25 protein-coding genes are annotated in these 25,829 nt (G+C 62.4%); 12 read left to right on the forward strand and 13 right to left on the reverse strand.

The genetic code is table 11. The features are described from left to right. Positions 1 to 56 precede the first annotated feature (56 nt). On the forward strand, positions 57 to 1,073 hold the full coding sequence (locus ACR6A7_RS08360) for an isopenicillin N synthase family dioxygenase (RefSeq protein ID WP_434124371.1): 1,017 nt from the start codon (positions 57 to 59) through the stop codon (positions 1,071 to 1,073). 107 nt (positions 1,074 to 1,180) lie between these two features. Here ACR6A7_RS08360 and ACR6A7_RS08365 read toward each other — a convergent pair whose 3' ends face one another. Beyond that, positions 1,181 to 1,390: a hypothetical protein gene (locus tag ACR6A7_RS08365; protein ID WP_434124373.1), complete on the reverse strand. Its 210-nt coding sequence runs from the start codon at positions 1,388 to 1,390 to the stop codon at positions 1,181 to 1,183. A 153-nt stretch (positions 1,391 to 1,543) separates the two neighbouring features. Between ACR6A7_RS08365 and ACR6A7_RS08370 the strand changes: the two genes are divergently transcribed. Then, on the forward strand, positions 1,544 to 2,308 hold the full coding sequence (locus ACR6A7_RS08370) for a CDP-diacylglycerol diphosphatase (protein WP_434124375.1): 765 nt from the start codon (positions 1,544 to 1,546) through the stop codon (positions 2,306 to 2,308). Between the two features lie 180 nt (positions 2,309 to 2,488). Then, complete coding sequence (locus ACR6A7_RS08375; protein ID WP_434124376.1) at positions 2,489 to 2,998, forward strand: RcnB family protein; 510 nt, start codon at positions 2,489 to 2,491, stop codon at positions 2,996 to 2,998. Between the two features lie 96 nt (positions 2,999 to 3,094). Here ACR6A7_RS08375 and ACR6A7_RS08380 read toward each other — a convergent pair whose 3' ends face one another. The 4 genes from ACR6A7_RS08380 to ACR6A7_RS08395 all read right to left on the reverse strand — a co-directional run bounded on the left by ACR6A7_RS08380 (position 3,095) and on the right by ACR6A7_RS08395 (position 6,712). Further along, on the reverse strand, positions 3,095 to 4,207 hold the full coding sequence (locus ACR6A7_RS08380; RefSeq protein ID WP_434124377.1) for an NAD(P)/FAD-dependent oxidoreductase: 1,113 nt from the start codon (positions 4,205 to 4,207) through the stop codon (positions 3,095 to 3,097). 37 nt (positions 4,208 to 4,244) lie between these two features. Further along, a complete protein-coding gene (locus ACR6A7_RS08385; protein ID WP_434124379.1) occupies positions 4,245 to 5,018 on the reverse strand; it encodes an amino acid ABC transporter ATP-binding protein in 774 nt (257 codons plus the stop codon). Continuing rightward, complete coding sequence (locus tag ACR6A7_RS08390; protein ID WP_434124381.1) at positions 5,015 to 5,827, reverse strand: amino acid ABC transporter permease; 813 nt, start codon at positions 5,825 to 5,827, stop codon at positions 5,015 to 5,017. Before ACR6A7_RS08390 ends, ACR6A7_RS08385 begins: the two co-directional genes overlap by 4 nt. 72 nt (positions 5,828 to 5,899) lie before the next feature. Next, positions 5,900 to 6,712, reverse strand: coding sequence for an ABC transporter substrate-binding protein (locus tag ACR6A7_RS08395; RefSeq protein ID WP_434124383.1), 813 nt, complete (start codon positions 6,710 to 6,712; stop codon positions 5,900 to 5,902). Positions 6,713 to 6,907: 195 nt separating this feature from the next. Between ACR6A7_RS08395 and ACR6A7_RS08400 the strand changes: the two genes are divergently transcribed. After that, entirely contained in the window at positions 6,908 to 8,008 is a 1,101-nt protein-coding gene (locus ACR6A7_RS08400; RefSeq protein ID WP_434124385.1) for a LacI family DNA-binding transcriptional regulator, read from the forward strand. Here ACR6A7_RS08400 and pdxR read toward each other — a convergent pair. Then, complete coding sequence (gene pdxR / locus ACR6A7_RS08405; RefSeq protein ID WP_434124387.1) at positions 7,972 to 9,441, reverse strand: MocR-like pyridoxine biosynthesis transcription factor PdxR; 1,470 nt, start codon at positions 9,439 to 9,441, stop codon at positions 7,972 to 7,974. The two genes, ACR6A7_RS08400 and pdxR, sit on opposite strands and share 37 nt — an antisense overlap. Positions 9,442 to 9,528: 87 nt before the next feature. Here pdxR and ACR6A7_RS08410 point away from each other — a divergent pair, with 87 nt between their 5' ends. Then, a complete protein-coding gene (locus ACR6A7_RS08410; protein ID WP_434124388.1) occupies positions 9,529 to 10,242 on the forward strand; it encodes a GNAT family N-acetyltransferase in 714 nt (237 codons plus the stop codon). 1 nt (position 10,243) lies between these two features. On the opposite strand, the gene opgB is transcribed toward ACR6A7_RS08410, so the two are convergent. Together opgB and ACR6A7_RS08420 are read right to left on the reverse strand one after the other, a co-directional pair. Next, positions 10,244 to 12,535, reverse strand: coding sequence for a phosphatidylglycerol--membrane-oligosaccharide glycerophosphotransferase (gene opgB, locus ACR6A7_RS08415; RefSeq protein WP_434124390.1), 2,292 nt, complete (start codon positions 12,533 to 12,535; stop codon positions 10,244 to 10,246). Between the two features lie 199 nt (positions 12,536 to 12,734). Further along, positions 12,735 to 13,124, reverse strand: coding sequence for a tautomerase family protein (locus ACR6A7_RS08420; RefSeq protein ID WP_216492582.1), 390 nt, complete (start codon positions 13,122 to 13,124; stop codon positions 12,735 to 12,737). A gap of 186 nt (positions 13,125 to 13,310) precedes the next feature. Here ACR6A7_RS08420 and ACR6A7_RS08425 point away from each other — a divergent pair, with 186 nt between their 5' ends. Beyond that, positions 13,311 to 14,228 carry a LysR family transcriptional regulator gene (locus ACR6A7_RS08425; RefSeq protein WP_434124422.1) on the forward strand — a complete coding sequence of 306 codons (918 nt, stop codon included), beginning with the start codon at positions 13,311 to 13,313 and terminating at the stop codon, positions 14,226 to 14,228. Here ACR6A7_RS08425 and ACR6A7_RS08430 read toward each other — a convergent pair. Next, positions 14,202 to 15,221 carry a glycosyltransferase family 32 protein gene (locus ACR6A7_RS08430; protein WP_434124392.1) on the reverse strand — a complete coding sequence of 340 codons (1,020 nt, stop codon included), beginning with the start codon at positions 15,219 to 15,221 and terminating at the stop codon, positions 14,202 to 14,204. The genes ACR6A7_RS08425 and ACR6A7_RS08430 overlap by 27 nt on opposite strands. Positions 15,222 to 15,650: 429 nt before the next feature. Here ACR6A7_RS08430 and ACR6A7_RS08435 point away from each other — a divergent pair, with 429 nt between their 5' ends. After that, positions 15,651 to 16,604: a WD40 repeat domain-containing protein gene (locus ACR6A7_RS08435; protein ID WP_434124394.1), complete on the forward strand. Its 954-nt coding sequence runs from the start codon at positions 15,651 to 15,653 to the stop codon at positions 16,602 to 16,604. Here ACR6A7_RS08435 and ACR6A7_RS08440 read toward each other — a convergent pair. Beyond that, positions 16,597 to 17,151 (reverse strand): histidine phosphatase family protein, encoded by a 555-nt coding sequence (locus ACR6A7_RS08440; RefSeq protein WP_434124396.1) that lies wholly within the window; start codon positions 17,149 to 17,151, stop codon positions 16,597 to 16,599. The genes ACR6A7_RS08435 and ACR6A7_RS08440 overlap by 8 nt on opposite strands. A gap of 574 nt (positions 17,152 to 17,725) precedes the next feature. Here ACR6A7_RS08440 and ACR6A7_RS08445 point away from each other — a divergent pair. From ACR6A7_RS08445 to ACR6A7_RS08460, 4 genes are all read left to right on the forward strand, one after another. Further along, complete coding sequence (locus ACR6A7_RS08445; RefSeq protein WP_434124398.1) at positions 17,726 to 19,114, forward strand: MFS transporter; 1,389 nt, start codon at positions 17,726 to 17,728, stop codon at positions 19,112 to 19,114. A 124-nt stretch (positions 19,115 to 19,238) separates the two neighbouring features. Beyond that, positions 19,239 to 20,228 (forward strand): LacI family DNA-binding transcriptional regulator, encoded by a 990-nt coding sequence (locus ACR6A7_RS08450; protein ID WP_434124424.1) that lies wholly within the window; start codon positions 19,239 to 19,241, stop codon positions 20,226 to 20,228. Then, the gene (locus ACR6A7_RS08455; protein ID WP_434124400.1) at positions 20,225 to 21,211 is read left to right on the forward strand and encodes a nucleoside hydrolase; all 987 of its coding nucleotides are present in this window, start codon (positions 20,225 to 20,227) and stop codon (positions 21,209 to 21,211) included. The genes ACR6A7_RS08450 and ACR6A7_RS08455 overlap by 4 nt, the downstream gene beginning before the upstream one ends. A gap of 206 nt (positions 21,212 to 21,417) precedes the next feature. Further along, positions 21,418 to 22,638 (forward strand): MFS transporter, encoded by a 1,221-nt coding sequence (locus tag ACR6A7_RS08460; protein WP_434124402.1) that lies wholly within the window; start codon positions 21,418 to 21,420, stop codon positions 22,636 to 22,638. Here ACR6A7_RS08460 and ACR6A7_RS08465 read toward each other — a convergent pair. The 3 genes from ACR6A7_RS08465 to ACR6A7_RS08475 form a co-directional block, all read right to left on the reverse strand. Then, entirely contained in the window at positions 22,635 to 23,099 is a 465-nt protein-coding gene (locus ACR6A7_RS08465; protein WP_434124404.1) for a YbaK/EbsC family protein, read from the reverse strand. The two genes, ACR6A7_RS08460 and ACR6A7_RS08465, sit on opposite strands and share 4 nt — an antisense overlap. Before the next feature lie 93 nt (positions 23,100 to 23,192). Continuing rightward, positions 23,193 to 23,984 carry a siderophore-iron reductase FhuF gene (fhuF, locus tag ACR6A7_RS08470; RefSeq protein ID WP_434124406.1) on the reverse strand — a complete coding sequence of 264 codons (792 nt, stop codon included), beginning with the start codon at positions 23,982 to 23,984 and terminating at the stop codon, positions 23,193 to 23,195. 116 nt (positions 23,985 to 24,100) lie between these two features. Further along, positions 24,101 to 25,195 (reverse strand): GGDEF domain-containing protein, encoded by a 1,095-nt coding sequence (locus ACR6A7_RS08475; RefSeq protein WP_434124408.1) that lies wholly within the window; start codon positions 25,193 to 25,195, stop codon positions 24,101 to 24,103. 228 nt (positions 25,196 to 25,423) lie between these two features. Between ACR6A7_RS08475 and ACR6A7_RS08480 the strand changes: the two genes are divergently transcribed. Beyond that, complete coding sequence (locus ACR6A7_RS08480) at positions 25,424 to 25,708, forward strand: DUF1435 domain-containing protein (protein ID WP_096072541.1); 285 nt, start codon at positions 25,424 to 25,426, stop codon at positions 25,706 to 25,708. The last annotated feature ends 121 nt before the right edge of the window (positions 25,709 to 25,829 follow it).

Genomic DNA, 25,829 nt, shown 5'->3' on the forward strand with positions numbered 1-25,829 from the left:
CGATGCGTTTTATTAGTGCGAGGGTAAATCCGGGCATCCTTTCTGGAAAACGCACAATGACCTGGACAAGCTTACCGGTGCTGGATCTGGCGCAACTCGCTGGCAGCGAAACCGAACAAACCGACTTCCTCACCCGACTGCGCGAAAGCGCGCGCGACGTAGGCTTTTTCTACCTCATCAACCACGGCATCAACCCGCAGCTACAGCAGAACGTGCAGAGCATTACGCGTGCCTTTTTCGATCTGCCGCAGGAAGAGAAGCTGCGCGTCTCGATGATCCACTCGCCGCACTTCCGCGGCTATAACCTGGCGGGCGTAGAGTACACCCGCGAGCAGCGGGACCAGCGCGAGCAGTTCGATATCGGCGCGGATCGCGAGCCGCTGCTGCTGCAGCCGGATGATGCGGCGTGGAAGCGCCTGCAGGGACCGAACCTCTGGCCGGAGGCGCTGCCGCAGCTGCGTCCGGTGATCAACGCCTGGCAGCAGGAGATGACCGCCGTGGCGCTACGCCTGCTGCGCGCCTTTGCCCGTTCGCTGTCGCTGCCGGAAGACGCCTTCGACGCGCTTTACGGGCGCTATCCCAACGAGCACGTCAAGCTGATCCGCTATCCCGGACAGAGCGCCGAAGAGAGCCAGCAGGGCGTCGGCGCGCATAAAGACTCCGGCTTTCTCACCTTTCTGCTGCAGGACGAGCAGCGCGGGTTGCAGGTTGAGGTGACGCCGGATAACTGGGTCGACGCCGCGCCGAAGCCGGGCGCGTTCGTGGTGAATATCGGCGAGCTGCTGGAGCTGGCGACCAACGGCTATCTGCGCGCCACCGTGCACCGCGTGCTCTCGCCGCCAGAAGGGCAGGAGCGCATCTCCATCGCCTTTTTCCTCGGCGCGCAGCTCGACACTCAGGTGCCGATCTACCAGCTGCCCGACGCGCTGGCGGCGGAAGCGCGGGGGCCGACCAGCGATCCCGCCAATCCGCTGATACGCGACGTGGGCTGGAACTACCTCAAAGGACGTTTACGCTCGCACCGCGATGTGGCGCAGCGCTATTACGGCGATTATCTCAAGACACTTTCATAAGGGGACTGCATGAAAAAGAAGATAATCCGTAATGCTGATGCGGTAAGGCGGGGCAGGGCCGCGCGCCCCATCCCGCTACGGCGTCCGCCATGATTTACCGCTGCCTTTTAATGACGCGGGATCCTGACCGGTGGCGTCTCTGTCCAGTCAGGCCGCTCGCCAGACATCACCGCCCGCTGCTGCGAGGGCGTCATCGACTGGAAAATATCCGGCATCGCGCGCCGGGTGTTATCCGGCGCTCTGCTCGCCGAATCGTTATCGTAACTACAGGCGGATAAGCCGCAGGCAACCAGCGTCGACACAAGAAGCTTTTTCATCAATCCTTTTCCCCGAATAACAATCAGGCAGCCGCCGGAGAGCAAAAGGGCAGTCGCCGCTCCGATCGGCGCTTCGTTTGGCATAATTTCTCGCTAATATTATCAGGACGCGCCACGTGAAACGTTGCGCCACCCATAACTACGGCTGACGCTATGCAATTACGGTTTTTTCGAGGATGGATGCTCGCGGCCCTGGCGCTTTTGCTGGGCGGATGCGCGCGCTCTGACGCGCTACGGATGGTGACGCAGGATCTCTGCATGCCCCACTACCACCTTCGGCGCGATCCGGCGCCCTGCCAGCAGATCTATCAGCCGCAGAGCGAAGCGCAGGGCTTCAGCGTCCTGCAGAACCCGCGCTACCCCTACCATTTTATCCTGGTGCCAAACCTGGCGATGTCCGGTATCGAGAGCATCGCGCTGTCGCGCCAGGGCCGCACCGACTACTTCGGCTACGCCTGGCTGATGCGCTACCGCCTGATGGCTGCGTATGGCGCCGAAGTTCCTGAGGACAGGCTGGGCATGGCGATTAACTCTGCGTATGGACGCAGCCAGAATCAGCTGCATATTCATCTCACCTGCCTGCGCGAAGATGTGCGTCGCCAGCTGCAGGCGGAGCGACCTTATATTGATGAGCAGTGGCGGCCCTTGCCCGATCGCCTGCTGAACCATACCTACTATGCCCGCCGCGTGATGCAGCCCGCGGCGATGGGCATCTATCCCATCGCCTCGGTGGCGCGCCACTTTCAGCTGTCGCCGCCGCAGCTGGCGGAGTATGGCGTGGCGCTGATACCCACGACATTCTCGGGAGAGAAAGGGTTTATCCTGCTGACCACGCGGCGCGGCTGGGATAAGGGCAATCGCGCCTCGGTGGAGTCGTTGCTGGATAAGCGCTGCGAGATACTTTCGCCTGGGCGTTAAGCCTGAAAGTAAAAAGACAGGGCGTAGTCGCGCCAGCAGAAACGTGCTTTGGTGTGAGGGGGTATCCCGATAGAGAACGGTTATTCGCACCTTTCCTGCCCTGCTACGGAACTGTCAGGCTGTACAGATTGTCTTTATCCTGATCTACTCTTAACAAAATCAATCAACGTGGAAAACATTATGCGCAGGACTCAGAACGCACTCTTTTTAGCGGGACTACTGTTTGGCTCGCTGAGCCTTGTTCCCGCCGCACAGGCTGAAGGCGACGCCACCGATACCGTTCCGCCGCCGCCGCAGGTTCAGCAGCAGGCGCCTGCCGATGCGCAGCCGCAGCAGGGCGACAACCCCGACAGCAGCGGCCAGCCGCCGCTGGGACCAAACGCCGAAGAGCCGGAAGCGGGCAGCACGCCGTCTCCCGCGCCGGATGCGAACGCCGGCAGCCCGCAGGCGCAGTCAAACTACGATCTCAACCGCATCATCATCGACTACAAAGATTACAAAATCGGCGACAACGTGCCGCAGCAGTATCTCGACAAATCCTACAACATCGTTGAGTGGCAGAAGCGTAACCTGCCCGCACCGGAAACCGGCAGCCACTGGACCTATATCGGCGGCAACTATCTGCTGATCACCAACGACGTGGGTAAGATCCTGAAAGCGGAGTCGGGCGATATCTACTATCGCGGCTAAGCGCGCGAGCCGTGCTCGCAGGTGAGAAGGCCCGAGCCTTCTCACCCGCTTACAGGCACTCTTTACAGCCTAAAGCCGGTCACGCGACCGGCTTTTTTATGCGAACCGTTCCGGCCGGAAGCTCGCCAGCATCGGCTGCTTCTCGCCGGTCACCATCTCCTCCGCCAGCAGTTCGCCCGCAATCAGCGCCAGTGTGGCGCCAGAGTGAGTAAAGGCGACAAAGCAGCCGGGCACGCTCTCCAGTTCGCCGAACACCGGCTCGCCGTCGCCGGGGATCGGTTTTAACCCCAGATTCCAGCTGGCGGCGCGCAGCGGCTCGCCTTTCACTAACTGGCTCGCTTCGGCGGCGAGCTGCGCTACCACGCTCTCGTCAATGGCGTAGCTGCCATCGGCCTGCTGCTGAATATCCTCTTCATACCAGTCGTGATCCAGCGCGAAAGTGTTGCCCGGATTGGGGCGCACCGCCGCGCGCGGCGTGTTCAGCACCGCCTTCAGCCCGTGCGCGCCCGGCTCGGTGATCACCAGCATCGACACCGGCGAGCCGTTGGGAATGGTGACGCCGAGCGGCGCGACCACGTCGGGCGTTGCCGGACCGCAGGCGACCAGCACCGCGTCGGCGCGCAGCTGGTCGCCGCTTGCCAGCCTGACGCCGCTGGCGCGCGGGCCGTCGCGCAGCACCGCGCATTTTCCGGCGTGCTCGACGATCTCGCCGCCCAGCGCGCGCAGCTGCTGCGCCAGATACGCCACCAGGTGCGGCAAACTGACCCAGCCTTCGCCGGGGTTAAAGATCGCCTCCTGCGCCAGCGCCGCGCCCTCGACCTGTGCGTCGGCCTGCGCCAGGCTGCTGCGCGTCACCAGCTGCGAGTCGTAGCCGTGCGCCTTCTCATACGCATGGCGCGCGCGCGTGCCGCTCTGGTCATCCGCCGCCCAGAACAGGCCGCCGTCGAAGCGCAGCCAGTCGCGCGTCGGATCGGCGGCGAACAGCGTGCGGTAGCGGTCGATGCCTGCCATACGCAGCGCGTGATAGGGCAGCGAGCGCTCGCCCGCCGAGTTGAGCCAGGAGAGCGAACGGCCAGAGGCGCCGGAGCAGAGCGCCGCCTCGGTCACCAGCGTGACCGCCGCGCCGCGCTTTGCCAGATGCAGCGCGCTGGAGACGCCCAGCACGCCGCCGCCCAGTACCACTACGCGGCGCAGATCTTCTAATGCCATAATTCAGTTCCTTGTTCAGTTCGAAAAGGGGAAGCGCCTACAGCACTTCCGACAGAAAACGTTGCAGGCGCGGCGACTGCGGCGCGTCGAACAGCTGGGCGGGCGGGCCCGCTTCGACAATTTCGCCTTCGTCCATAAACACCACCTGATCGGCGACCTTGCGCGCGAAGCCCATCTCATGGGTCACCACCACCATGGTCATGCCGCGCCGACAGAGATCGGCCATCAGCGTCAGCACTCCTTTCACCAGCTCGGGATCGAGCGCTGAGGTCGCCTCGTCAAACAGCATCACCTCGGGATCCATCGCCAGCGCGCGGGCGATCGCCACGCGCTGCTGCTGGCCGCCGGAGAGATCGCGCGGACGGTGATCGGCGCGCTGGCCTAAGCCCACCTCCTCAAGCCGCTGGCGCGCAATCGCCATCGCCTGCGCCTTCGGCAGGCCTTTCACCTTCCAGGGCGCCAGCGCCACGTTCTCCAGCGCGCTGTGGTCGGGAAAGAGGTTGAAGTGCTGGAACACCATGCCGATGCGCAGCCGCAGGGCGTCGGGCTTGTCCTGCAGCACCGAGCGTCCCGCCAGCAGCACGTCGCCCGATTTGGGCTCATGCAGGCGGTTGATGCCGCGCAGCAGCGTCGATTTGCCGGAGCCGGACGGCCCGATAATGCAGGTGGTGCTGCCGGGCGCGATACGCAGCGACACGCCGCGCAGCACGTCGATCGGCCCATAGGAGAGCGACAGTTCGCGCAGCTCCAGGCTCGACCCTTTCCAGCCTGCCGCGGCGGGCGGCTCGCTCAGTTTCATTGCAACGCTCATGATTGCCCCCGATTGCCGGTTAAGGGTTGTGCGGTCAGCGCGCCCGCGGGGCGCTTTTGTACTTCTTCGACCTCTTTCAGGCCGCTCTGCGGCGCGGTGAGGCGTCGGCGGCCGGTGCGATAGCGCACGTCGATCACGTTCACCGCGTGAGTCAGCGGCACGGTGATGATCAGGTAGAACAGCCCGGCCAGCATCAGCGGCGACAGGTTGCCGCTCAGCACCGCCGCGTCCTGACCGACGCGGAACAGCTCGCGCTGGCCCGTCATCAGGCCGAGCAGGTAGACCAGCGAGGAGTCTTTGATAATGGCGATAAACTGGTTAACGATGGCGGGCAGCACGCGGCGGATGCCCTGCGGGATCACTACCTGGCGCATGGCGCGGCTGTAGCTCATGCCGAGCGCGCGGCACGCCTCCATCTGTCCGCGCTCAACGCTCTGGATCCCGGCGCGAAAAATCTCGCCCATATAGGCGCTGGCGATCAGGCTGAGGGCGAAGATGCCGAGCGGATAGGGTGTCGGGCCAAACAGCTGATAGCTGAAGCGCGCCAGGCCCTGGCCAATCAGCAGGATGGTCAGAATCGACGGCAGGCCGCGAAACAGATCGGTGTAGATGCGCGCCGGCAGCCGCAGCCAGCGCGACGGCGAAATGCCCATCAGCGCCAGCAGCAGGCCGAACAGGGTGCCGAGCAGCGTCGAGGCGATCGAGATGATCAGGGTGTTGACCAGCCCGGTCGCAAGCAGCTGCGGCAGTACCTCCTTCATTGAGGCGAAGTCAAAGAAGGTGCGGGAAAGCATTGTCAGAAGATCCATCGCCGTACTCCACGGGTACGCGTGACGGGCGCGCCGTCACTAAGAAGAAGCTGAACGCTTAGCGCTCACGCACTACTGGCCGCCAGGCAGATACTGCTCTGGCATCGGCGAGCCGGGAAACCACTTCTGATAGAGCTGCTTCCAGGTGCCGTCCTGCATGGCGGCCTTGATGGCGTTGTCGAGCGCGGCCTTGAACGCCGGTTTGTTTTTGGCGATGGCGACGCCCGCCGGGGCGTCGAACGACGGAATATCGGCGGCGGAGATCAGCTTGAAGCGCGCGGCGTAGCTTTTGGCGGCTTCGTAGTCGAGGAAGACCGCATCCAGCGTGCCGTTGTTGAGCGCCGAGACGGCGGCGTTATTGTCGGGAAAGCGCACCAGGTCGGTCTGGGTGAAGTGCTGTGCCGCGTAGCTCTCCTGCAGCGTGCCCTGAATCACTCCCAGGCGGCGCTTCGCCAGCGTCTCGACGTTCTTCACGCCGCTGTCGCTGCGCGTCAGCACCGTCAGGTAGCCCGCCAGATAGCCGGTGGAGAAGTCCACGCTCTTCTCGCGCGCCGGGGTAATGCCGATGGCGGCGACGGCGGCGTCAAACTGACCGTTGGCGACGGCGGGCAGGATGGCGGAGAAATCCTGTCCGACGAAATCGACCTGATCGATGCCCATGCGGTGCGCCACGTTTTTAAAGAACTCCACGTCGAAGCCGGTGAACTGGCCGCTGGCGTCGGTGAAGGTATAGGGTTTGGAGTCGCCCACGCTGGCGATGCGCAGGTGGCCAGGCTCCAGCAGGCCGTAAGGGTTGTCGCTGCTGGCCGCCAGCGTACTGAAGGAGAACGAACAGAGTGCGATTGCGGCGCCGCACAGGGCGCTCAGGTGAATTGGCGATTTCATAGCTCATCCGTTTTTGCAGGTTAAACATCAGAGACGGTCGAGCCGGTAATAATCGTGTTTTGAGACCGGTCTCAACACAGGTGACGACAAGAGAACAGTTGTTGTGAGACCGGTCTCAAGGCGATACAATGAGTTTAAGCACAGCCTTTTTTCGACGTCAATCTCTCTGTCATCAACCTGTGATTCGAATTAATTATGACCAACCAGAAAGCACGCATTAAAGCGCCCACCGTCGCCGACGTCGCCCGGGCGGCCAGCGTATCGAAAGCGCAGGCGGCCAGGGCGCTCGGCGGCTACGGCGCCGTCAGTGAAGAGGTGCAGACGCGCGTTAACCAGGCGGCGGCAGCGCTGGGCTACCGGCCCAACGAGGTGGCGCGCACCATGAACACCGGCCGCTCCAACACCATCGGCGTGATTGTCGGCGATATCGAAAACCCGCACTTCGGGCTGGCGCTGCGCGGCATGGCTGACGTGGCGCGCCAGGCGGGCTTTCATCTGCTGCTGGGCAACAGCGACGAGAAGCTGCAGGCTGAACAGGATGCGGTGCGCGTGATGCTGGAGAAGCGGGTCGACGGCATCATCGTCGCGCCCAGCCACTCGGCGCGCGAAAAAAATGGTCATCTGCTGCAGGTGCTGGAAGAGGGACGCGCGCTCCGGCTATTCGATCGTGCGGTCGTCGGCCTCGATGTCGAGGCGATCTGCTGCGATTTCACCGCCGTGGCGCGGGAGGCGACGCAGCGGCTGCTGGCGGCCGGGCACGAGCGCATCGCCTATATCACCAGCATGGAGCTGGATGGCGCCTGGCGCGACGCCGCAGATTTTGGCCTGACGCCGGTGGCGCAGCGCGTCGGTGGTATCATCGACGCCTTTGCCGCGGCCGGTCGGGACTACGATACCTCGCTGATCCAGGCGAACGCCGGCGACGACGCGGAGATTGCGCGCATCGTCGCGTCGCTGTGGCAGCGTGCTGCGCCGCCGACCGCGATTATCGCCTCGGACAGCCTGGTGGCCATGTCGCTGCTGCGCGCCGTGGCGCAGCGCGGTCTGCGCATCCCGCAGGATCTCTCCTTCATCATGTACGACAACTTCCCCTGGAGCGAAATCGTCGCGCCGCCGCTGACGGTAGTGGCGCAGCCGGTCTACGAGATGGGGCGCGAGGCGGCGCGCCGCCTGATTGCCGATATTCGCGGCGAGCGCGTCGGCCCGCTGCCCGCTTTCGGCGCCGAGCTTATCCTGCGGCACTCTATCGCCGCGCCCGCTCAGTCGCTGACGCGCGGCGCCCGCGCCAGCAGCTGACCAATCTGCCGCACGCCCGCCCTAAGCTGCGCGCCGCTGGTATTGCCGTAGCCCAGCACCAGCCCGCGCCGCGGACTCTCCTCCGCGCAGTAGCTGGAGAGCGCGGCGGGCGCGTAGCCCGCCTGCCACAGCTGCGCCGCCAGCGCGACGTCGTCAATCTCGTCCGCCAGCCGCAGCACCAGATGCATGCCGCACTCGCCGCCCAGCAGCGCAACCTGCTCGCCCAGCGTCTCCTGCAGCGCCTGCCGCAGCGTCTGCTGCCGCTGCCGGTAAAGCCGACGCATCTTGCTGAGATGCCGCGTGAAGTCGCCGCTGGCGATAAAGGCGGCCAGCGCCTGCTGCTCAAGGCGATTGCCGCCGCGCAGCAGCTCGTGCAGCGCCGGACGCAGCGACGATGTCAGCGTTGCAGGCAGCACCATAAAACCCAGCCGCAGCGCTGGAAACAGCGTCTTGCTGAAGGAGCCGATATAGATCACCGGCGCGCCAGGCGTCATGCCCTGCATTGCGCCGATCGGCTCACCGACGTAGCGAAAATCGCCGTCGTAGTCATCCTCGATAATCCACGCCTGATGCGCCTGCGCCTGGGCGAGCAGCGCCAGCCTGCGCGCCGCGCTCATCACCGCGCCGGTCGGATACTGGTGGGTCGGCGAGCAGAAGATCAGGCGCGGCGGGGCGCTCTGCCACAGCCGATCGTCGGGTGCTAATCCCTGTTCGTCCACCGCCACCGCCTGCACGCGCAGGTTGCCCGCGAGCATGGCCGCTTTCGCGCCGCGATAGCCGGGATCTTCTACCCAGCCGGTATCGCCGGGGTTGCTGAGCAGGGTGACGCAGAGCGACAGCGCCTGCTGCGCGCCCTCGGTCATCACGATCTGCTGCGGCTGGCAGCGCACGCCGCGCGTCAGGCTGAGATGCTGCGCCAGCGCTTCACGCAGCGCCATCTCGCCCAGCGGATCGCCATAGCCCAGCAGCCGCTGCGGCGTGTCGTTCAGCACGCGATTCAGGGCGCGACGCCAGGCGGCGAAGGGAAAGTGCGTCAGCGCGGGCACCCCGGCGCGCAGCGGCATCTCTGCGCGGCTGTAGCGATGGCCGGATCGCAGCATCGCCACGCGCTCGGCCACCGGCGCCTGGCTGCTGATGTCGGCGGCGGCCGGTGCGGGCAGCGCAATCGGGCTGACGCGGCTGCCCCGGCGATCGCTAACCAGGTAGCCTTCCGCCTGCAGCTGCGCCCAGGCGTTTATCACCGTATTGCGCGACACCTGCAGATCCTGCGCCAGCTGGCGCGTCGCGGGCAGGCGCGTGCCCGCCGGCAGCTGGCCTGCGAGAATGGCGCGCTTTACGCGCTGGCAGAGCTGCTGCTGCAGGGTTTCGCCGCCGCGCAGCGCGAGCGGGGCGGCGAGCAGCCTGGCGGGTGAGGTCGAACGGGCGTCGGGCATGTGTGGATCCATCATTCTCTCAGGTCGTGGCGCTTTTTAGCCTACCAGAAAAGCGGCACGCTCAGGTGACCACAACAAGGAGATGCTATGTCACACACCACCAATGAATATGGCCAGCCGGTTGGCCAGCCGTTAACGGACTGGCAGCCGCGCCCGCTGCCGCAGCGCGAAACGCTGGAGGGGCGCTACTGTCGTCTTGAGCCGTTAAGCGTGACGCAGCACGGCGACGCGCTGCGCGCCGCTTATGCGCTGGCGCCGGATGGCCGCGACTGGACCTATCTGTTCGCCGGTCCCTTTGCCGACGAGGCGGAGTGGCTCCGCTATGCGCAGCAGATGGAAAGCAGCCGCGATCCGCTGCACTTCGCGGTGATCGATCTGGAGAGTGGGCGGGCGGTAGGCACGCTGGCGCTGATGCGCATCGCGCCCGAGCACGGCGTCATTGAGGTCGGGCACGTCGCCTTTTCGCCGCTGCTGAAGCGCACGCGCCAGGCGACCGAAGCGCACTTTCTGCTGATGCGCTACGCCTTCGAACAGCTCGGCTACCGCCGCTACGAGTGGAAGTGTGACAGCCTGAACGCGCCGTCGCGCCGCGCCGCTGCCCGGCTCGGTTTTCAGTATGAGGGGGCGTTCCGTCAGGCGATCGTCTATCGCGGCCGCACGCGCGATACCCACTGGTTCTCGATCGTCGACAGCGAATGGCCGCAGGTGAAGCAGGGTTTCACGCGCTGGCTGGCGGCGGATAACTTCGGGGCCGACGGGCAGCAGCGCGAAACGCTGGAGGCGCTGCGCCAGCGCCCCTGAGCTAGCTCTGCGGCACGATGCGGATATCCACCATGCCGATACCCAGCCGACGCGGATCCTGGCCGGTAATGTTGCCCACATTGCTCTGCTGCGGCTCCGGCGGCGCGATGGTCAGCGTATGCTCGCCCGCCGGATTGGTGAAGTGCAGGGTGGTGGTGGAGAGATCCTCGCCCAGCGTCAGCAGCTGTTCCCGATCGCCGACGCGCACCGGAATCGGACGGTGCGCGTTGGGCCCGAAGGCGCGCGCGGTGATCACCAGGTCAAAGCGCGCGGGCAGCGGATCGACATATTCAATCTTCACCTCTGGCGCCAGGTTGGCGTTGGACCAGCGGCCCCAGTTTTCCCAGCGCGAGATGCCGCTGAAGCGCTTCACGCTGGCGGGCGCGCCCGGCACCGCGAACAGAAAGCGGTCGGCGTCGTAGCGGATGTCATTGTCCTCGACGCGCAGCAGGTTTTCGTTGCGCTGGTAGGTGGCCGCACTCAGGGTCTGCTGCGGGAACCGCGCCTGACCTTTCCACTGTGCCTTGTCGATGCGCGCAACGCTCGGCTGGCCGCCGAGCTGCCCCATCGCCACGCAGAAATCGGTGGAGAGCGCCAGCTCCGGCTGCCACAGCCGCGCCATACGGAAGCAGCGATCGACCCAGACGAACTTCTCGCTGGTGGTAAAGTCCGCCAGCTGGTAGCGCAGCGGCGCGGCATATTCCCCTTCCGGCAGCGGCTCGACGTGGTTCTCGGCGACGCGGAACAGGATCGGCAGCCGGAACGTCGCGCCGGAAAAGCTAAAGCTGTTTTTCGCCGTATCGACAACGAAGCGATCGAGCTTTTTCGGGAAGTTCCACAGCTGAATAATATCCGCCTTCCAGCGGCTGATATGGCTCTGAAAATCGGTGAACTGCCCGGCCAGCGTCGCGCCCGCAAGGCTGCTGCGGCCGAGGCCGATCGCCTTATCGCCGCCGAGGATATCGAGCACCGTCGCGCCGTTATCCAGCGTGCTGCGCGGCTGGTCGATCACCTCCGCCTGAGGCCGATCGCCGCGGATCACCATAAAAAGATCGCGGCGCGGCTGCTTGATCAAATAGTGATGGGCGGTGTTGTTCATCGCCAGATGATCCGAGGTCACCACAATTACGGTGTTTTTAAAATAAGGCGACGCCTTGATGCGGGCGATCAGCCGCGCCACGTGCTCCTGCGAGCAGGTCACCGCGCTGAACGACTGGTTGGGCTTGCCCTCGTAGCTGTAGCTTTTGCGCTGGCAGCTGCGCGACACGAAACCGTCGGGATGGTGCGTATCCACGGTGAGCGCAAACAGGGCGAAGCGTTTCTGCTGGCGCGACAGCGCCTCATACTTCTCAAACACCTCATCCATCACCGTGTCGTCGTAGTAGCCCCAGTTATTGCGGTAGGCGGGATCGGCGACGCGATCTTTCAGCTCCTGCGATCCCACCATGTTAGCGGCATCGAAACCGTGCGATTTCAGAAAGATATCTTTGCCCGCAAAGCGCAGGTCCGCGCCCTGAATAAACCAGTTCTCATAGCCGGAATTTTTCAGAATATCGCCGAGGCAGACGTTTTGCGGGTAGAAGCTGGAGAGCGCGGCGGAGGCGTTGCCGTCGAAGGGCGCGAACAGCGGAATGCCGCACTGCGAGGCGACCATGCCCGCGATGGTGTAGTCGGTGCCGGGCAGCTGCACGGTTTCGCTGAAATCCAGGCTCTGCGCCTTTTGCTGGCCCAGCTCTGGCGTCAGGCCAGGGAAAACCTGCTCGTTGAAGTAGGTGCGTTCTAAACTTTCGCCGTAGATATAGACCAGATTGAGCTGCGGGTTGTTGATGACCTTCTGCGGCACCTTGTAGTAGCTGTCAAAGTCGGAGTCCGCCAGCCGGGTGTGCGAGGCGACCAGGCTGGCGACCTGGCGAAACGCGGGCGTGGTCTGTACCGATCCGGCGGCGCAGGCCACCGCCAGCAGGCTCCAGCCGAGATGGTGCGGCCGCTCGTGGCGGCGCAGCAGCCAGCTCAGCAGGCAGATCAGCAGAAAGAGCAGCAGCAGCAGCCCGATGGCGGGCACCACATATTTACTGACGCCCGCGCCGGTCAGGCTGTTGGTCAGGGTATAGAGCACCGCATCGTTGATGCCGTCGCCGGTGAAGTAGTTGCTGGCGAAGAGCGTGGCGTTGAGCAGGACGAACAGCACCAGCAGAAGCAGCACAAAGGAAAACCAGAGCTTATGGCGGCCAGCTTTCCACGAGTAAACGACAATGGCCGCCAGAAAGAGCGCCACTGAAACAGATTCGGACAACGTCAAATCCTCTCTTGAAGTGAATGAGCGCTTCCTGCGCAGCCCGCGATGAGCATAGACAAACTGGCGTCAATCTATAATGGCTGTCATAGCGCTGCAACCTGTGCCGTCCGAATTGTGCAGTGGATAATCTTTCAGAGAGAAAAGCAGGCGACGGCCGCGCGGGCCGTCGCTGATAGCGGAGAAAAACGGCGGGAAATCAAAGCCGACCGGTAAGGTACTGCGCTTCGCCGTCGGCAAAGCTCCAGTCGCCTTTGTCGTTGGTAATAAAGCTAATCATCAGATCCTGGCCCTGCACGCCGCTGCTTTCGCGCAGCTCGCGCGCCAGCTCCGCCATAAAGCGCTGTTTCTGTTCGGCGCTGCGCGGGCTGGTGTAGACCCGCACCATCACCAGGTTATCGCTGCGGCTAAAGCCGAGGCCGGTATCCTGGAAGACCATCTGGTATGCCTTGTTTTCGTGAACAATCTGGTAGCGGTCGCGCTCCGGCACCTGAAAGGCGGTCAGCACCGCGCGGTGCGCCGCGTCCAGCAGCGTGCGCAGTTCAGATTCGGAACGTCCCTGGATCACATCGAATTGCAGTAGCGGCATCTCTTTCTCCTGTTAAGGGCGTCAATTAGGTAGGCTGTAGGCTGGCTGACAGGGTGCTGATGCGGGTAAGATGGCCCCCATACTGGCGCTGTCAGCGCGCTGCTGTGACCCTTATCCTGACCTGGTGAGCGGGAAAGAAAAAGCGCCCCTGCTGAATTGATTATTCAATATAGTGAACAATACGTGATGACAGAGATAAAAACAGGCGCGCTCTGGATCCATTTGCACTGGCTCCTGGTGCTGGCGGAGCAGGGCAGCTTTACCCGCGCGGCGGAGCGGCTCGAGGTGAGCAAGGCGGCGATGAGCCAAAAGATTAAAGAGCTGGAAAAGGCGGCGGGCACCCCGCTGGTGCAGCGCACCACGCGCAGCGTCCGGCTGACGGCGGCGGGCGAAAAGCTGGTAGAGGAGCTGCGCGACCCCTTCGCCCGTATTGAGCAGAGCTTCTTCGGCGTGCGCGACGCCGCCGGGCCGGTGCGCGGGCTGGTGAGGGTCACTGCGCCGGTGGCGTTCGCGCGCCAGCAGCTGGTGCCGATCGTTGGGGATTTCCTGCGCGCCTGGCCGCATATCCGGCTACAGCTCGACGTCACGGATCGCCTCGTTTCGCTCAGCAGCGAAGGGTTCGATCTGGCGATACGCCACAGCAGCGCGCTGCCGGACACCCACGTCGCGCTGCCGCTGTGCCAGACGCGCACGCTGCTGGTAGCCTCGCCGGACTATCTGGCGGCGCACGGCGCGCCGCAGACGCCGCACCAGCTGGCGCAGCACAACTGCTTATACTATCCGCGCGGCGTGGAAACCCCGCGCTGGACCTTTGTCGACGCGGCGCAGGAGCGGGTGCAGGTGAGCGTGCAGGGCAGTTTCGCCACCAACAACAGCGAGTCGATACGCGATGCGGCGCTACAGGGGCTGGGCATCGCCATGCTGCCGGACTTCAGCGCCCGCGAGGCGCTCGCCTGCGGCGCCCTGCGGCAGGTGCTGCCGCACTGGCAAGCCGTGGAGGCCTTTGCGGAGAGGCTCTGGATCGTCAGGCCGTACGCCGCGCAGGTGCCGCGTGCGGTCACCACCTTTACCCACTGGCTACGCGCGCGCTTTGTCGACGCCTGACGGCAGCGCCAGCGTCGGGCGTGCCGGCGCCTGCATCATCTCGCCCAGCAGGCTGGCGCGGTTGTAGAGGCCGATGCGCAGGTTAAAGTCGAGGTGCAGCCGCTCGTCGCCGCTCAGGCAAATGACCGGCGGCGGGGTTTGCGGCCGCTGACGGAACAGCACCGAACAGGCGAAGGCGTCGCTGTTGCCGGCGTGCAGCTGCTGATAAAACCAGGCGTTGGCGTCCGCTTTGCGTAAGTGGAAATTGACGCGGCGATACTCTTTTACCGCCACCTGCTGCGCCAGCGACAGCACCGCCTGCGCCGGGTGATGAATTTTCTGCACGATAAGCGGATAGTCGTCGCGCTTCTTTAAATCGTTAATATAGTTCTGCACGCCGAGATTTTTAATCGGCGCCAGCTGCTTCAGCCATTCGCGAATAAAGGCGTTGCCCGGCGCGGCGGCGATAAACCAGCCTTCGATAACCGGCGACAGGAAATTAAGCGTGCTGTTCTCGCGGTAATAGCCAATAACGTCCATCGGCTTATCCTGCTGAACCTGGTGTACCCAGTCGAGTTTCTCAAATAACAGCGTGCCGCCGTCGATGCCGATGCCGCCGAAGCGGTGCAGCAGCTCCAGCCGGATAATTTCGCTTTTATGCGCAGGGGTCAGATCGGCGGAGATAAACGTCATCTCCGGCAGCCACTGCGCCAGCGTGCGCTGCGTCACCAGATGCAGCGTATGGTCGGGATTATCCTGGCGCAGCTGATTGATATTCAGACGCAGCGACGGCGGCAGCTGGTCGTCGAGCCAGACCATCCAGATGGTCTTCGGGATCGCCTCAGGCGCTTTCTCGGCGGAGAGGATCACCAGATTCTCCTCCTGGCTGGCGTCATATTCCGGCGCGGAAAGGGCGCCGTGCTTTTTTTTCTGCCACAGCATTTGACTGCTGAAAGAGACGCGTTTCCAGCTGCGCCAGAGGGCGTGGGCAGGATGTTGACGGTATGGATTCATGAGGCACCTGTTATTGTGATTATTGCGGCGGAAGTTTCCCCTGTGAGGCGTAGCGCAGCGCGCGCATTTATCTCCTCACGACTCTGTATAAAATCGCTTCATCAGTTTAATAAAGCATTATTTATATGCGCGCTACGACTTTTGCTGAATTTCAGATAATCCGGAAAGCGGCGGGCTAAATTGTCAGTTATCGCCTTACCGTCTGCCTTATATTTAAAAGAGACGACTTGTCTCTTTATTTATTGCCGCGCCTGAAGATAATCCTGGTTTTTATCTCTCCACTCCAGAAATAACAGGGGATAGCTGACGATTTCACTGCGCCTGGAGATTGGGGCGCGTGTTTAGCCGCGCTGATGTATCCATCCGGGGAGGGTGGCATAACCGCCGTTGTCTACGCTTAAGGAAGGCTTACTGAGAAAAGGAGTCGCTATGTCTGAACCTACCCGTGGACTGCTGGCGGTCGATAAACAGGGCAATCGCGTGCTGTTTCTCGATCCTGAGACCTTTGCCGTCGAGCGCGAGCTCAACGCTTTTCCGCCGCGTCCGCATGAGCTGCTGATGCTGCCCGCGTGGCAAAAAGCCTATGTGCCGATCTACGGCGACGGCGCGCACGGTGATAATCCCCATCCGGGCCACAAGGTGGCGGTGATCGATCTGGCGCAGCGCGAAATCAGCGGCTTTATCGATCTTTCGCCGCTGCGCGCGCCGCACAGCGGCCAGCTGGGGCGCGACGGCAAGGTCTATCTCTGCTGTGAAAGCAGCGCGGCGGTGGCGGTGATCGATCCGGCGACCGACCGCGTGGAAAAAACCATTCCCGTTCCTTCGCACAATGCTCACCGCCTGACGCTCTCGCCCAGCGGCCGCAAGCTGTTTACTGAAAATGAAGAGGACGCCAGCATTACCGTGGTGGATCTGTGCGAAGCGGAAGGGCGGGTGATCGATACGATCCTGCTGCCAGGGCCTGTCGCCGGCATCGCGGCGTCACCGAAGCATCCCTATCTGGTGGCCAGCGCGGCGGATGCGCCTTATCTCTACGTTATCGACCGCCAGAGCCACCGCGTGCGCCAGCGGCTGGCGCTGCCGGGGCACCAGCAACCCTGTCAGGTGGTGCGGTTCAGCGCCAACGGCGAGCGGCTGGTGACAATTGGCGATGGCGAGCCTGTCATCACGCTGTTCGACGATCTGCTTAATCCGCTGGGCGATATCCCGGTAGGAAACAAACCCATGGACGGCTGTTTTAGCCCCGATAACCAGCAGCTACTGATCGCCAACGAAGGCGACGGCACGTTAAGCGTGGTCGATCTGGCGCAGCGTCGCGTTATCGCCACGCCGCGCGTTGGCACCGGCTGCGAGGTGCTGAGCTTCTTCGAGCGGGTCAGATAAAAGGACGGTGATAGATCGCAGAACTCCAGTGGCGGCTGCTGGCGTGCTTTTCCGCCTGCCAGCCGCGCCTGCGCAGCTCGCGCGCGATCATTTTATTCATCAGGCCATGGCCGAGCAGCAGTACCGTCCCCTGCTCCGACAGCGTAATAAGCCGATCGGCGGCGCGCGCGGCGCGTTCGCGCGCCCGCAGCAGCGACTCGCTTTCGCCTGCATAGCCGCACAGCCACAGCATGCGCAGCAGCGCCAGCCAGAGCACGGCTGGCATTTCAAGGCGACGCGAGGCGATCAGCGGAACCGAGATTTCACTGAACAGCGCATCAACGTGGAGCGGCTGCAAACCGAGACGCATCAGCGAAGAGCGCGCGCGCGGCAGCGGGCTGCAGACGATCACCGACGCCTGACGTGCGATGGTCAGGCTGCGATCGGGCGGCATATCGCACACCGGCGCCCTGTCATACGCCTCGCACCAGTCGGCCAGCCCCTGGGCGCTGAGCCGACCGGCGGCGCGATGGTCGGGTTTGCCGTGTCGCATCAAGATAATGGTCATAGGGCTCCTGCTTCGTTCTGCTCTAAGCCTAATGCAAAGCGGCGTGATGTTAAAACCTCACTTAACCTGGCGAAACGGGGAGGGTGTCATCCTCTCGTCATCTTTCCAGGCGATAACGCTATCTGCTGCGCTGCAACAGGTTGCGGCAAGGTATTGTTAAGAGAAAGTGTTAAGTGTCAAATGAGACTGTTTAAGTTGTGCTCTGCTTTTTTATGATAACTATCTGTATTTTATGAATTAAATGGTTTTGCGCCCTTGCAGGCCTGTATGGTTTTTAACAGTTATGGCTAAATTTACTTGATTTATCTACGCGCGTAGATAAACTGGCCCGCAGTGATTACTCGCGGCGGACGATGCGAGAAAGGCCCAGTAGCTTTAGTGCTTCGCCTGTTTTAAACGACCGGTGCTTAACATCGGCAGAGCAGGCAAAGTCAGAGATTCCAACACCAGGGAATCCTTAACTGAACGCAACAAGGGTTAGCCAACCAGTACATCGCCACCCGGGGAGTTCTGATTGCTATCAAAGAACCGTCCCACGGAAGGGCGTTCACGATCACTAACACAGGGAAATGGTATGACGGCACCACACTCCGTTGAGCGCGATCCCACGCGCTTGCACTCCGCCGCCGATGAGCGGCTGAACACCTCTTCCGGGCGCAAAGATTTCTGGCGCGCCACCTTATCCTGCTGGCTCGGCACGGCGATGGAGTATGCGGATTTCGCACTCTATGGCCTGGCGGCGGGCATTATCTTCGGCGATGTTTTCTTCCCTCAGGCGACGCCTGCGATGGCGCTGCTCTCCAGCTTCGCCACCTGGTCGGTCGGCTTTATCGCGCGCCCTGTCGGCGCGGTGCTGTTCGGCTGGATCGGCGATCGCAAAGGGCGAAAAACGGTCATGGTCATCACCATTATTCTGATGGGGGCCTCCACGACCTTGATCGGCCTGATCCCCAGCTACGCCACTATCGGCGTCTGGGCGCCCGCCTGTCTGGTGCTGCTGCGCTTTACCCAGGGGCTGGGCGCTGGCGCGGAGCTCTCTGGCGGCACGGTGATGCTGGGCGAATATGCGCCGGTCGAGCGGCGTGGGCTGGTCTCGTCGGTGATTGCTTTAGGCTCCAACAGCGGCACGCTGCTCGCCGCGCTGGTGTGGCTCGCGGTGGTGCAGATGGATCAGGAGAGCCTGCTGGCCTGGGGATGGCGCATTCCGTTCCTCAGCAGCGTGCTGATCGCGCTGGTGGCGCTCTGGATCCGTCGCCATCTGCGCGAAACCCCGGTGTTTGAGCGCAGAAAGCAGGAGCTGGAGGCGGAACGCGCCGCAATGCGCGACGCACAGCCGGTGGCGGACACGCGCGGATTCTGGACGCGCACGCGCGCTTTCTGGACGCTGGTCGGTCTGCGTATCGGCGAGAACGGTCCCTCCTATCTGGCGCAGGGCTTTATGGTCGGCTATGTGGCGAAGGTGCTGATGGTTGATAAATCCGTGCCGACCACCGCGGTCTTTATCGCCTCGGTGCTGGGCTTTGCGGTGATCCCGCTGGCGGGCTGGCTCTCGGATCGCTTCGGCCGCCGCATCACCTATCGCGGCTTTTGCCTGCTGCTGATGTGCTACGCCTGGCCCGCCTTTTATCTGCTCGACAGCCGCGAACCGGCCATCGTGATTCCGGTGATTGTGGTCGGCATGGCGCTGGCGTCGCTCGGCATCTATGGAGTACAGGCCGCGTGGGGCGTAGAGCTGTTCGGCGTCAAACATCGCTACACTAAAATGGCGGTAGCCAAAGAGCTGGGCTCGATTCTGTCGGGCGGCACCGCGCCGCTGCTGGCGGCGGCGATGCTCTCCTGGAGCGGTCACTGGTGGCCGATAGCGGTCTACTTCTCCGCCATGGCGGCCATCGGTTTCTTCACCACCTTTGTGGCGCCAGAGACGCGAGGGCGCGATCTCAATCTGCCGGAAGACGCCATCTAGTGCGGCGCCGCTTCCCGCGCACCAACGAGCAGGCCGTGATGATTCACGGCCTTTTGTGTTTACATCGGGAGCTAAAAGCTTGAAACAGCCGTCAGGCAAAGTGACACGCAGCGACGTGGCGAAAATGGCCGGCACCTCGGTTGCGGTGGTCAGCTACGTGATCAACAACGGGCCGCGTCCGGTGGCGGAAAGCACGCGTCAGCGCGTGCTGGAGGCGATCCGGCTGACCGGCTATCGCCCCAACGGCGTGGCGCGTGCGCTGGCGTCGGGCAGCACCAAAACCTATGGGCTGATCGTGCCAAATATCGGCAATACCTTTGTCGCCTCTATGGCGCACGTTTTGCTGCAGGCCTCGCTGGACCATGGTCACGTGATGCTGCTCGGCGACGCGGGCGACGACCGCCAGCGCGAGCTGGAGCTGATCCACAGCCTGCTGAATCGGCAGGTTGACGGCCTGTTTTACAACAGCGTCGATCGCCATCCCTATATCGACGTGATTCAGGCCAGCGGCACGCCGTTTGTCATGCTGGATCGCGTTGAGCCGCAGCCCGGCGTCAGCATGCTGCGCGTCGATGAGCGTCAGGCGGCGTTTCAGGTCACCTCTCATCTGCTCAGCCACGGCTATCGACAGGTGGGCATCATCAGCGGCCCGCTGGAGATGCTCAACGCACAGGATCGTATTCAGGGCTGGCGTGATGCGATGGCGGCGCACGGAACGCCGGTCGATGAGGGGCTGATTTTTCCCGCCAGCTATACGCGGCAGGGCGGCTACGAGGCGGCGCAGCGCATGCTGGCCGGTCCCGGCGTGCCGCGCGCGCTGTTTGCCAGCAACGAAGGACAGGCGATCGGGGCGATCCGCGCTTTTTCCGAGCGCAATATTCGCGTGCCGCAGGATGTGGCGCTGGTCTGTTTCAACGGCACCGATCAGTCCGCCTTCCATGTGCCGACCTTAACCACCGTGCGCCAGCCGCTGCGGGATATGGCGCGCTGCGCCATCGCCATGCTGCAAAACTGGGACGGCGAGGCGAAGCTGCACGAGTTTCCGCACTACCTTGAAATTGGCGAATCCTGCGGCTGTAGGACGCACATTAAAACCAATACGACGACAACATGAAAAGAGTGATTATTGACTGCGATCCGGGCAACGGCATCCCCGGCGCCAACACCGATGATGGCCTGGCGCTTGCGCTGGCCCTTGCTTCACCTGCGCTGTCGGTGGAGCTGATCACCACCGTCGCAGGCAATACGCCGAGCAACATCGGCGCACAGGTAACAAAAGATCTGCTGACGCGCCTCGGCTCGGCCATTCCGGTGGTGCAGGGCGCCGCTCAGGCGCTGAAAGAGGATCATGCGCCCTGGCGCGCGGCGCTCGATAACCGCGTGGAGCAGCTCGATATGGTCAGGCTGTGGCAGGGCGTGCGCGCGCCAGAGCCGCTGGCGGCGGACGGCTACGACGCGGCCGACGCGATCGGCAGGCTGGTTTGCGACAGCCCCGGCGAAATTACCCTGGTGGCGATTGGGCCGCTGACCAACGTGGCCCTGGCGCTGCAGCGCTATCCGGCGATGGCGGAAGCGGTCGCGGAGATTGTGGTGATGGGCGGCGTATTCGCGCTGGACGACTACATCAAAGATACCAATTTCGGTCTCGATCCCGAGGCGGCGCATCAGGTGCTGCACAGCGGCGCGGCTATCACGCTGGTGCCGATGGACGTCACCACGCAGACGATGCTGACCCATCAGGATCTGGCGCGCATCACCGCCAGCGATCATCCGCTGTCACACTTTGTGCGCGACACGCTGCGTCCGTGGATTGATTACTCTATCCGCACCCGCCGTCTTGCTGGCAGCTGGATCCACGACGCGCTGGTGGTCGCCTGGCTGCTGAATCAGCGCGTGGCGAACGGCACCGACTACCGTGTGGATATTGAACTGCGCCCGGGCGCGACGCGCGGCAAAAGCTGGCGCTATCGCGAGCCGCTGCGCGTCGACGTCGGCATCCCCGCCAACAGCGGCGCGCTGGTTCATGTGCTGCACCACGTCGATAACGCGCTGCTGCTGACGATCCTCGAACAGGCTCTGACGCAGTTTAAACGCTAGTCTGCCAGGCGACCGCAGGGCGATTCCTCCTGCGTGACATGCGCCGTCACCCTTAGTTACATCCTGACGTCAGGGATGCCAGCATTTGAACGCGCTCGCGTTTGGCAAAGTGCTATAAACAAAACGTTAACAATATCGTAACCGCTTCGGCGGTTGCGCCTCTCTCTTTCGGACCCTTATCCGAATAGCCCTGACAGGATACGTGTATGTTTAACTGGACCCCGACCCAGCGGAATGTGGCGTTTGCCAGCTTCGCCAGCTGGACGCTGGACGCGTTTGACTTTTTTATACTGGTGTTTGTCTTAAGCGACCTCGCGCAATACTTTCACGCCTCGGTCTCAGAGGTGTCGGTGGCGATTATGCTGACGCTGGCGGTGCGCCCCATCGGCGCGCTGCTGTTTGGACGACTGGCAGAGAAATATGGCCGTCGGCCGATTCTGATGCTCAATATTGCGCTGTTTTCCCTGTTTGAGCTGCTCTCCGCCTGGTCGCCGAGCTTCAGCGCCTTTCTCGGCTTTCGTATTATTTACGGCGTGGCGATGGGCGGCATCTGGGGCGTCGCCTCGTCGCTGGCGATGGAGACCATTCCTGACCGCTCGCGCGGGCTGATGTCCGGCATCTTCCAGGCGGGCTATCCGTGCGGCTATCTGTTGGCCTCGGTGATCTTTGGGCTCTTTTTCGACGCGGTGGGCTGGCGCGGCATGTTCCTGATCGGCGCGCTGCCGATTTTGCTGCTGCCGTTTATCTACTTCAAGGTGCCGGAGTCGCCGGTCTGGCTGGCGGCGCGCGAGCGCCAGGAGAGCAGCGCGCTGCTGCCGATCATCCGCCAGAACGGGAAAATGTGTCTCTATCTGGTATTGCTGATGGCCTGCTTCAACTTCTTCAGCCACGGCACCCAGGATCTCTATCCCACCTTCCTGAAGGTGCAGCATCAGTTCGATGCGCACACCGTCAGCCTGATCGCCATCAGCTACAACATCGCGGCAATGCTGGGCGGCGTCTTCTTCGGCGCGCTGTCGGAGCGTATCGGGCGTAAAAAGGCGATTATGCTGGCATCGCTGCTGGCGCTGCCGGTGCTGCCGCTCTGGGCCTTCTCCAGCGGCTCCTGGGCGATTGGGCTGGGCGCGTTTCTGATGCAGTTTATGGTGCAGGGCGCGTGGGGCGTGGTGCCGACTTATCTTACCGAGCTGGTGCCCGCCAACGCGCGCGCAGTGCTGCCGGGCTTCGTCTATCAGCTGGGTAACCTGATCGCCTCGGTCAACGCCACGCTGCAGTCGCGCATCGCCGAGGCGCATAACGGCAATTACGGCCTGGGAATGGCTATCGTTGCCGGCACGGTGGCGGTGCTGATCTGCCTGTTTGTCGCCTTTGGCCGCGAAACGCGCGGCATTGAAATATCAGGCGCGGTGACGAAGCCAACGCGCTAGCGCGCTTCGCACACGTCTATCCACTGCGCCTGCGTCAGCTCGGCCAGGCGCTGTGGCGAAATACGCACGGCGCTATGGACGGCGCCTGCGGCGGGAAGCACTTCGTCGAAGTGGCGCAGCGACGCGTCGCAGTACACCTTCAGGGGATTTTCCAGCCCGAACGGGCAGACGCCGCCGACCGGATGGCCGGTCCAGTTCACCACCTCATCGACGCTCAGCATGCGCGCCTTGCCGCCCAGCGCCGCTTTCAGCTTGCGGTTATCGAGCCGCGCATCGCCACGCGTAACGATCAGCACCACCTCGTCTTTGACTTTCAGCGACAGGGTTTTGGCGATCTGACCCGGCGCAACGCCGTGAACGCGCGCCGCCATCTCCACGGTAGCGGTGCTTTGCGACATCTCGATAATCTCGATATCAGGGGCGTGTTCAGCAAAAAACTGCCGTACCGACTCCAGGCTCATCTCTTTCTCCATGCAGGTCGAAGGCGTAAAAACTGCCACAAGGCGGAAAAAGTGTAAACGAGAGAAAAGGAGAAAGTGTGTCGGGAGACGGTTTTATACGCTGAGCGTGCAGTTGCCGCAGCGTTCGACGTCGGGAATGCGGTAGCGCTGGCAGCAGCTGCGTCTGACCATCTCGCCGCCGCGCGACAGCATGGTGCGGTAGAGCGGGTTGTCGCTGCCATCCTGCAGGCGGCTGGTGAAGAAGAGCGTCTGCTCAAGCTGCAGAATCGTCGCCTCATCCAGCAGGGTTTTCAGCTCGCCGAGGAACCAGTGAAAAGAGAAGCCCATATTGTTCCAGATCAGCCTGGCGTTGATGCCGCCATGCTGGGCGATAGCGTTCACCGCCGGGATCAGATGCTGCTGGATCAGGCGCTCAATGCGCTGCGCTGCGGTAAGGTAGCGCGCCTCTTCATCTTCGTGCGTCGCGATCCAGAAGGCGCAAGGGTGGCCATGCTCGTGGAACTCAACGTGGATATGCTGCGGCGAGCAGTCGAGCGCGCGCGATTCCGCCAGCAGCGCCAGCATCAGCGGCGGCAGCAGCAGGCCAAAATACCACTGCGCCCAGAGCGACTGAACCGGCTTCGCTTCCTGAACGGCGTCGGGATGCTGACGATAGAGATAGTCGCTGTAGCGCTGCGCCAGCACAGGAAAATGTTCCGGGCGCGCCCATTCCGCCAGCGTGAGAGCCTCTGCGGGCGCGGCTTCATCAAGGTGGATGCTCTCCAGCATCCAGGCGTGCTGCTCGCGCATCAGATCGCGCAGGGCGCGCGCCAGCGGGCGATCGCCCTGCATAAAAACAGGCTGAGCGTACTGAAAGCGTTGAGGTTGCTGCCTGATGTTCGCCATGCTGAATACACGCCCTGGAAACAGAGAAGAAAGAATGATAATCGTTCTTAGTTCTATTCACAAGTCGGCGAAATGAGGGGCGCGGCCGGGCGCTTGCCGCGCTGACGGGCGCAGAATTAGAGTGCTTCGCCGCTGACGGTCAGGTTTTTGGGCAGGTCTTCCCAGGCGAGAAGGGTATTGCGGCCCTGATTCTTGGCGACGTAGAGCGCGCGGTCAGCATTGGCGACTGCCTGATCGAACTCGTCGTCGAAGATTGGCGCAATGCCGGCGCTGACGGTCACGTGGGTAGAAACCTTTTCATTGAAACGGTGAGGGATCTCCAGGTCGAGTACATACTGGCGAATACGCTCCGCCAGCTTCATGGCGATCGACGCGTTGACGTTGGTCATCAGCACCAGAAACTCTTCGCCGCCGTAGCGCACCACCACATCGCGCGAGCGCACGGCGTCGCGGATGGCCACTGAGACGCGCGCCAGCGCCTGGTCGCCCATGGCGTGGCCATAATTGTCGTTGTACGCTTTGAAGTGGTCGATATCGAGCAGCAGCACGAAGTGGCTGCCCGCGTGATTTTCCAGAATATTATCCAGCCGGTTTTTAAGTCCGCGGCGGTTATAGAGGCCGGTGAGCGGATCCAGCATGCTGAGATCGCTGAAGGTCTCTTTTTCTTCATAGAGCTGGTGCATCAGACGGCGGGTGAAGCGATCGACGCGGCGGCGCATCAGGTGCTGCAGAGAGAAGCCGATCAGCGGCAGCGAGATGGTCAGCAGCAGCATCGCCAGATGCTCGCCCCTGTCCAGCAGCAGCACCGTCACCACCGGCGGGGTGATATGCAGACAAAAGGCCGGCAGGTAATCGCTCAGGGCGATAGCGCTAATAAAAAAGACGCTCAGCAGGCTAATCATCAGGAAATTGTCGTCAAAAAAGAAGACCTGCTGATATTTGAGTTCAATATGCCAGGCCCAAAACACGCCAAGCAGCAACGCTACAGGATTTAACAGCGGTAATTTCAGTTTGGGCCTGATTAAATACCCAATCAATGTCGAGGCGCTAAATAGTGCGACGGTAATAACCGGCACGGGCAGCTCTGCATCGGGGCTGCCGGCAAAAGGCAGCAGGCAAAAAAGCGATACGGCGACATTTAAAAACAGAAAGAGCATCAGCGACAGCCGATATTTGCTCTGTTTCAATTCATCGTAAGATTGTAATTTCATTATTAATACTCGAAACGGCCCTGAAATATCAAAGCGCATTCCGGCAAAAATAAATTTATTTGCCGGACAATGAGCAAATTTGCTGTGTTATGAAAGGTGTTATCGGCAGGAATCTAGCATTTTCCAACTGGTCTGTCATCTTTCGGCCAGGGGGCGAAAAAAACAGGCTGCAAGATGAGATTTATTATCATATGATAATGGGAATTCTTATCATTTGAGGTCGACGCCATGTTAATGGCCGTGTTCGCCGCCTGCGGCTTGTGGGGATTCAGCTGGGTGATGGGGAAGAAACTGGACAGCGCCTGGGGCGTGCTCTTGCCCTGCGCGGCGATGCCGTGCTTTGCGCTATGGGAGCCGAGCTTTAGCCAGTGGCGTCTCGTGATGATTGTCGCGCTGCTGTTAACGGTAGTGATGCTGTTCCATCGCCGGTTGCGTCACTATCTGCTGCTGCCTTCATGCCTGGCGTTAGCAGGCGGATTAGCGGCCGTGGCGGTAAATTTTCATGGGGCCTGAAACAGAGAGAGTAAAACAGGGAGATAAAGCAGGGGAGGACAACTCTGGTGCGAAGAGAGGGACTTGAACCCTCACGTCCGTTAAGACACTAACACCTGAAGCTAGCGCGTCTACCAATTCC

Source organism: Pantoea phyllosphaerae (genome assembly GCF_051025595.1).
Taxonomy (GTDB): domain Bacteria; phylum Pseudomonadota; class Gammaproteobacteria; order Enterobacterales; family Enterobacteriaceae; genus Pantoea.

Coding starts and splice junctions, on each gene's coding strand:
- ACR6A7_RS08360 (WP_434124371.1), top strand. CDS start 57: ATGACCTGGACAAGCTTACCGGTGCTGGATCTGGCGCAACTCGCTGGC.
- ACR6A7_RS08365 (WP_434124373.1), bottom strand. CDS start 1,390: ATGAAAAAGCTTCTTGTGTCGACGCTGGTTGCCTGCGGCTTATCCGCC.
- ACR6A7_RS08370 (WP_434124375.1), top strand. CDS start 1,544: ATGCAATTACGGTTTTTTCGAGGATGGATGCTCGCGGCCCTGGCGCTT.
- ACR6A7_RS08375 (WP_434124376.1), top strand. CDS start 2,489: ATGCGCAGGACTCAGAACGCACTCTTTTTAGCGGGACTACTGTTTGGC.
- ACR6A7_RS08380 (WP_434124377.1), bottom strand. CDS start 4,207: ATGGCATTAGAAGATCTGCGCCGCGTAGTGGTACTGGGCGGCGGCGTG.
- ACR6A7_RS08385 (WP_434124379.1), bottom strand. CDS start 5,018: ATGAGCGTTGCAATGAAACTGAGCGAGCCGCCCGCCGCGGCAGGCTGG.
- ACR6A7_RS08390 (WP_434124381.1), bottom strand. CDS start 5,827: ATGGATCTTCTGACAATGCTTTCCCGCACCTTCTTTGACTTCGCCTCA.
- ACR6A7_RS08395 (WP_434124383.1), bottom strand. CDS start 6,712: ATGAAATCGCCAATTCACCTGAGCGCCCTGTGCGGCGCCGCAATCGCA.
- ACR6A7_RS08400 (WP_434124385.1), top strand. CDS start 6,908: ATGACCAACCAGAAAGCACGCATTAAAGCGCCCACCGTCGCCGACGTC.
- pdxR (WP_434124387.1), bottom strand. CDS start 9,441: ATGCCCGACGCCCGTTCGACCTCACCCGCCAGGCTGCTCGCCGCCCCG.
- ACR6A7_RS08410 (WP_434124388.1), top strand. CDS start 9,529: ATGTCACACACCACCAATGAATATGGCCAGCCGGTTGGCCAGCCGTTA.
- ACR6A7_RS08420 (WP_216492582.1), bottom strand. CDS start 13,124: ATGCCGCTACTGCAATTCGATGTGATCCAGGGACGTTCCGAATCTGAA.
- ACR6A7_RS08425 (WP_434124422.1), top strand. CDS start 13,311: ATGACAGAGATAAAAACAGGCGCGCTCTGGATCCATTTGCACTGGCTC.
- ACR6A7_RS08430 (WP_434124392.1), bottom strand. CDS start 15,221: ATGAATCCATACCGTCAACATCCTGCCCACGCCCTCTGGCGCAGCTGG.
- ACR6A7_RS08435 (WP_434124394.1), top strand. CDS start 15,651: ATGTCTGAACCTACCCGTGGACTGCTGGCGGTCGATAAACAGGGCAAT.
- ACR6A7_RS08440 (WP_434124396.1), bottom strand. CDS start 17,151: ATGACCATTATCTTGATGCGACACGGCAAACCCGACCATCGCGCCGCC.
- ACR6A7_RS08445 (WP_434124398.1), top strand. CDS start 17,726: ATGACGGCACCACACTCCGTTGAGCGCGATCCCACGCGCTTGCACTCC.
- ACR6A7_RS08450 (WP_434124424.1), top strand. CDS start 19,239: ATGGCCGGCACCTCGGTTGCGGTGGTCAGCTACGTGATCAACAACGGG.
- ACR6A7_RS08455 (WP_434124400.1), top strand. CDS start 20,225: ATGAAAAGAGTGATTATTGACTGCGATCCGGGCAACGGCATCCCCGGC.
- ACR6A7_RS08460 (WP_434124402.1), top strand. CDS start 21,418: ATGTTTAACTGGACCCCGACCCAGCGGAATGTGGCGTTTGCCAGCTTC.
- ACR6A7_RS08465 (WP_434124404.1), bottom strand. CDS start 23,099: ATGAGCCTGGAGTCGGTACGGCAGTTTTTTGCTGAACACGCCCCTGAT.
- fhuF (WP_434124406.1), bottom strand. CDS start 23,984: ATGGCGAACATCAGGCAGCAACCTCAACGCTTTCAGTACGCTCAGCCT.
- ACR6A7_RS08475 (WP_434124408.1), bottom strand. CDS start 25,195: ATGAAATTACAATCTTACGATGAATTGAAACAGAGCAAATATCGGCTG.
- ACR6A7_RS08480 (WP_096072541.1), top strand. CDS start 25,424: ATGTTAATGGCCGTGTTCGCCGCCTGCGGCTTGTGGGGATTCAGCTGG.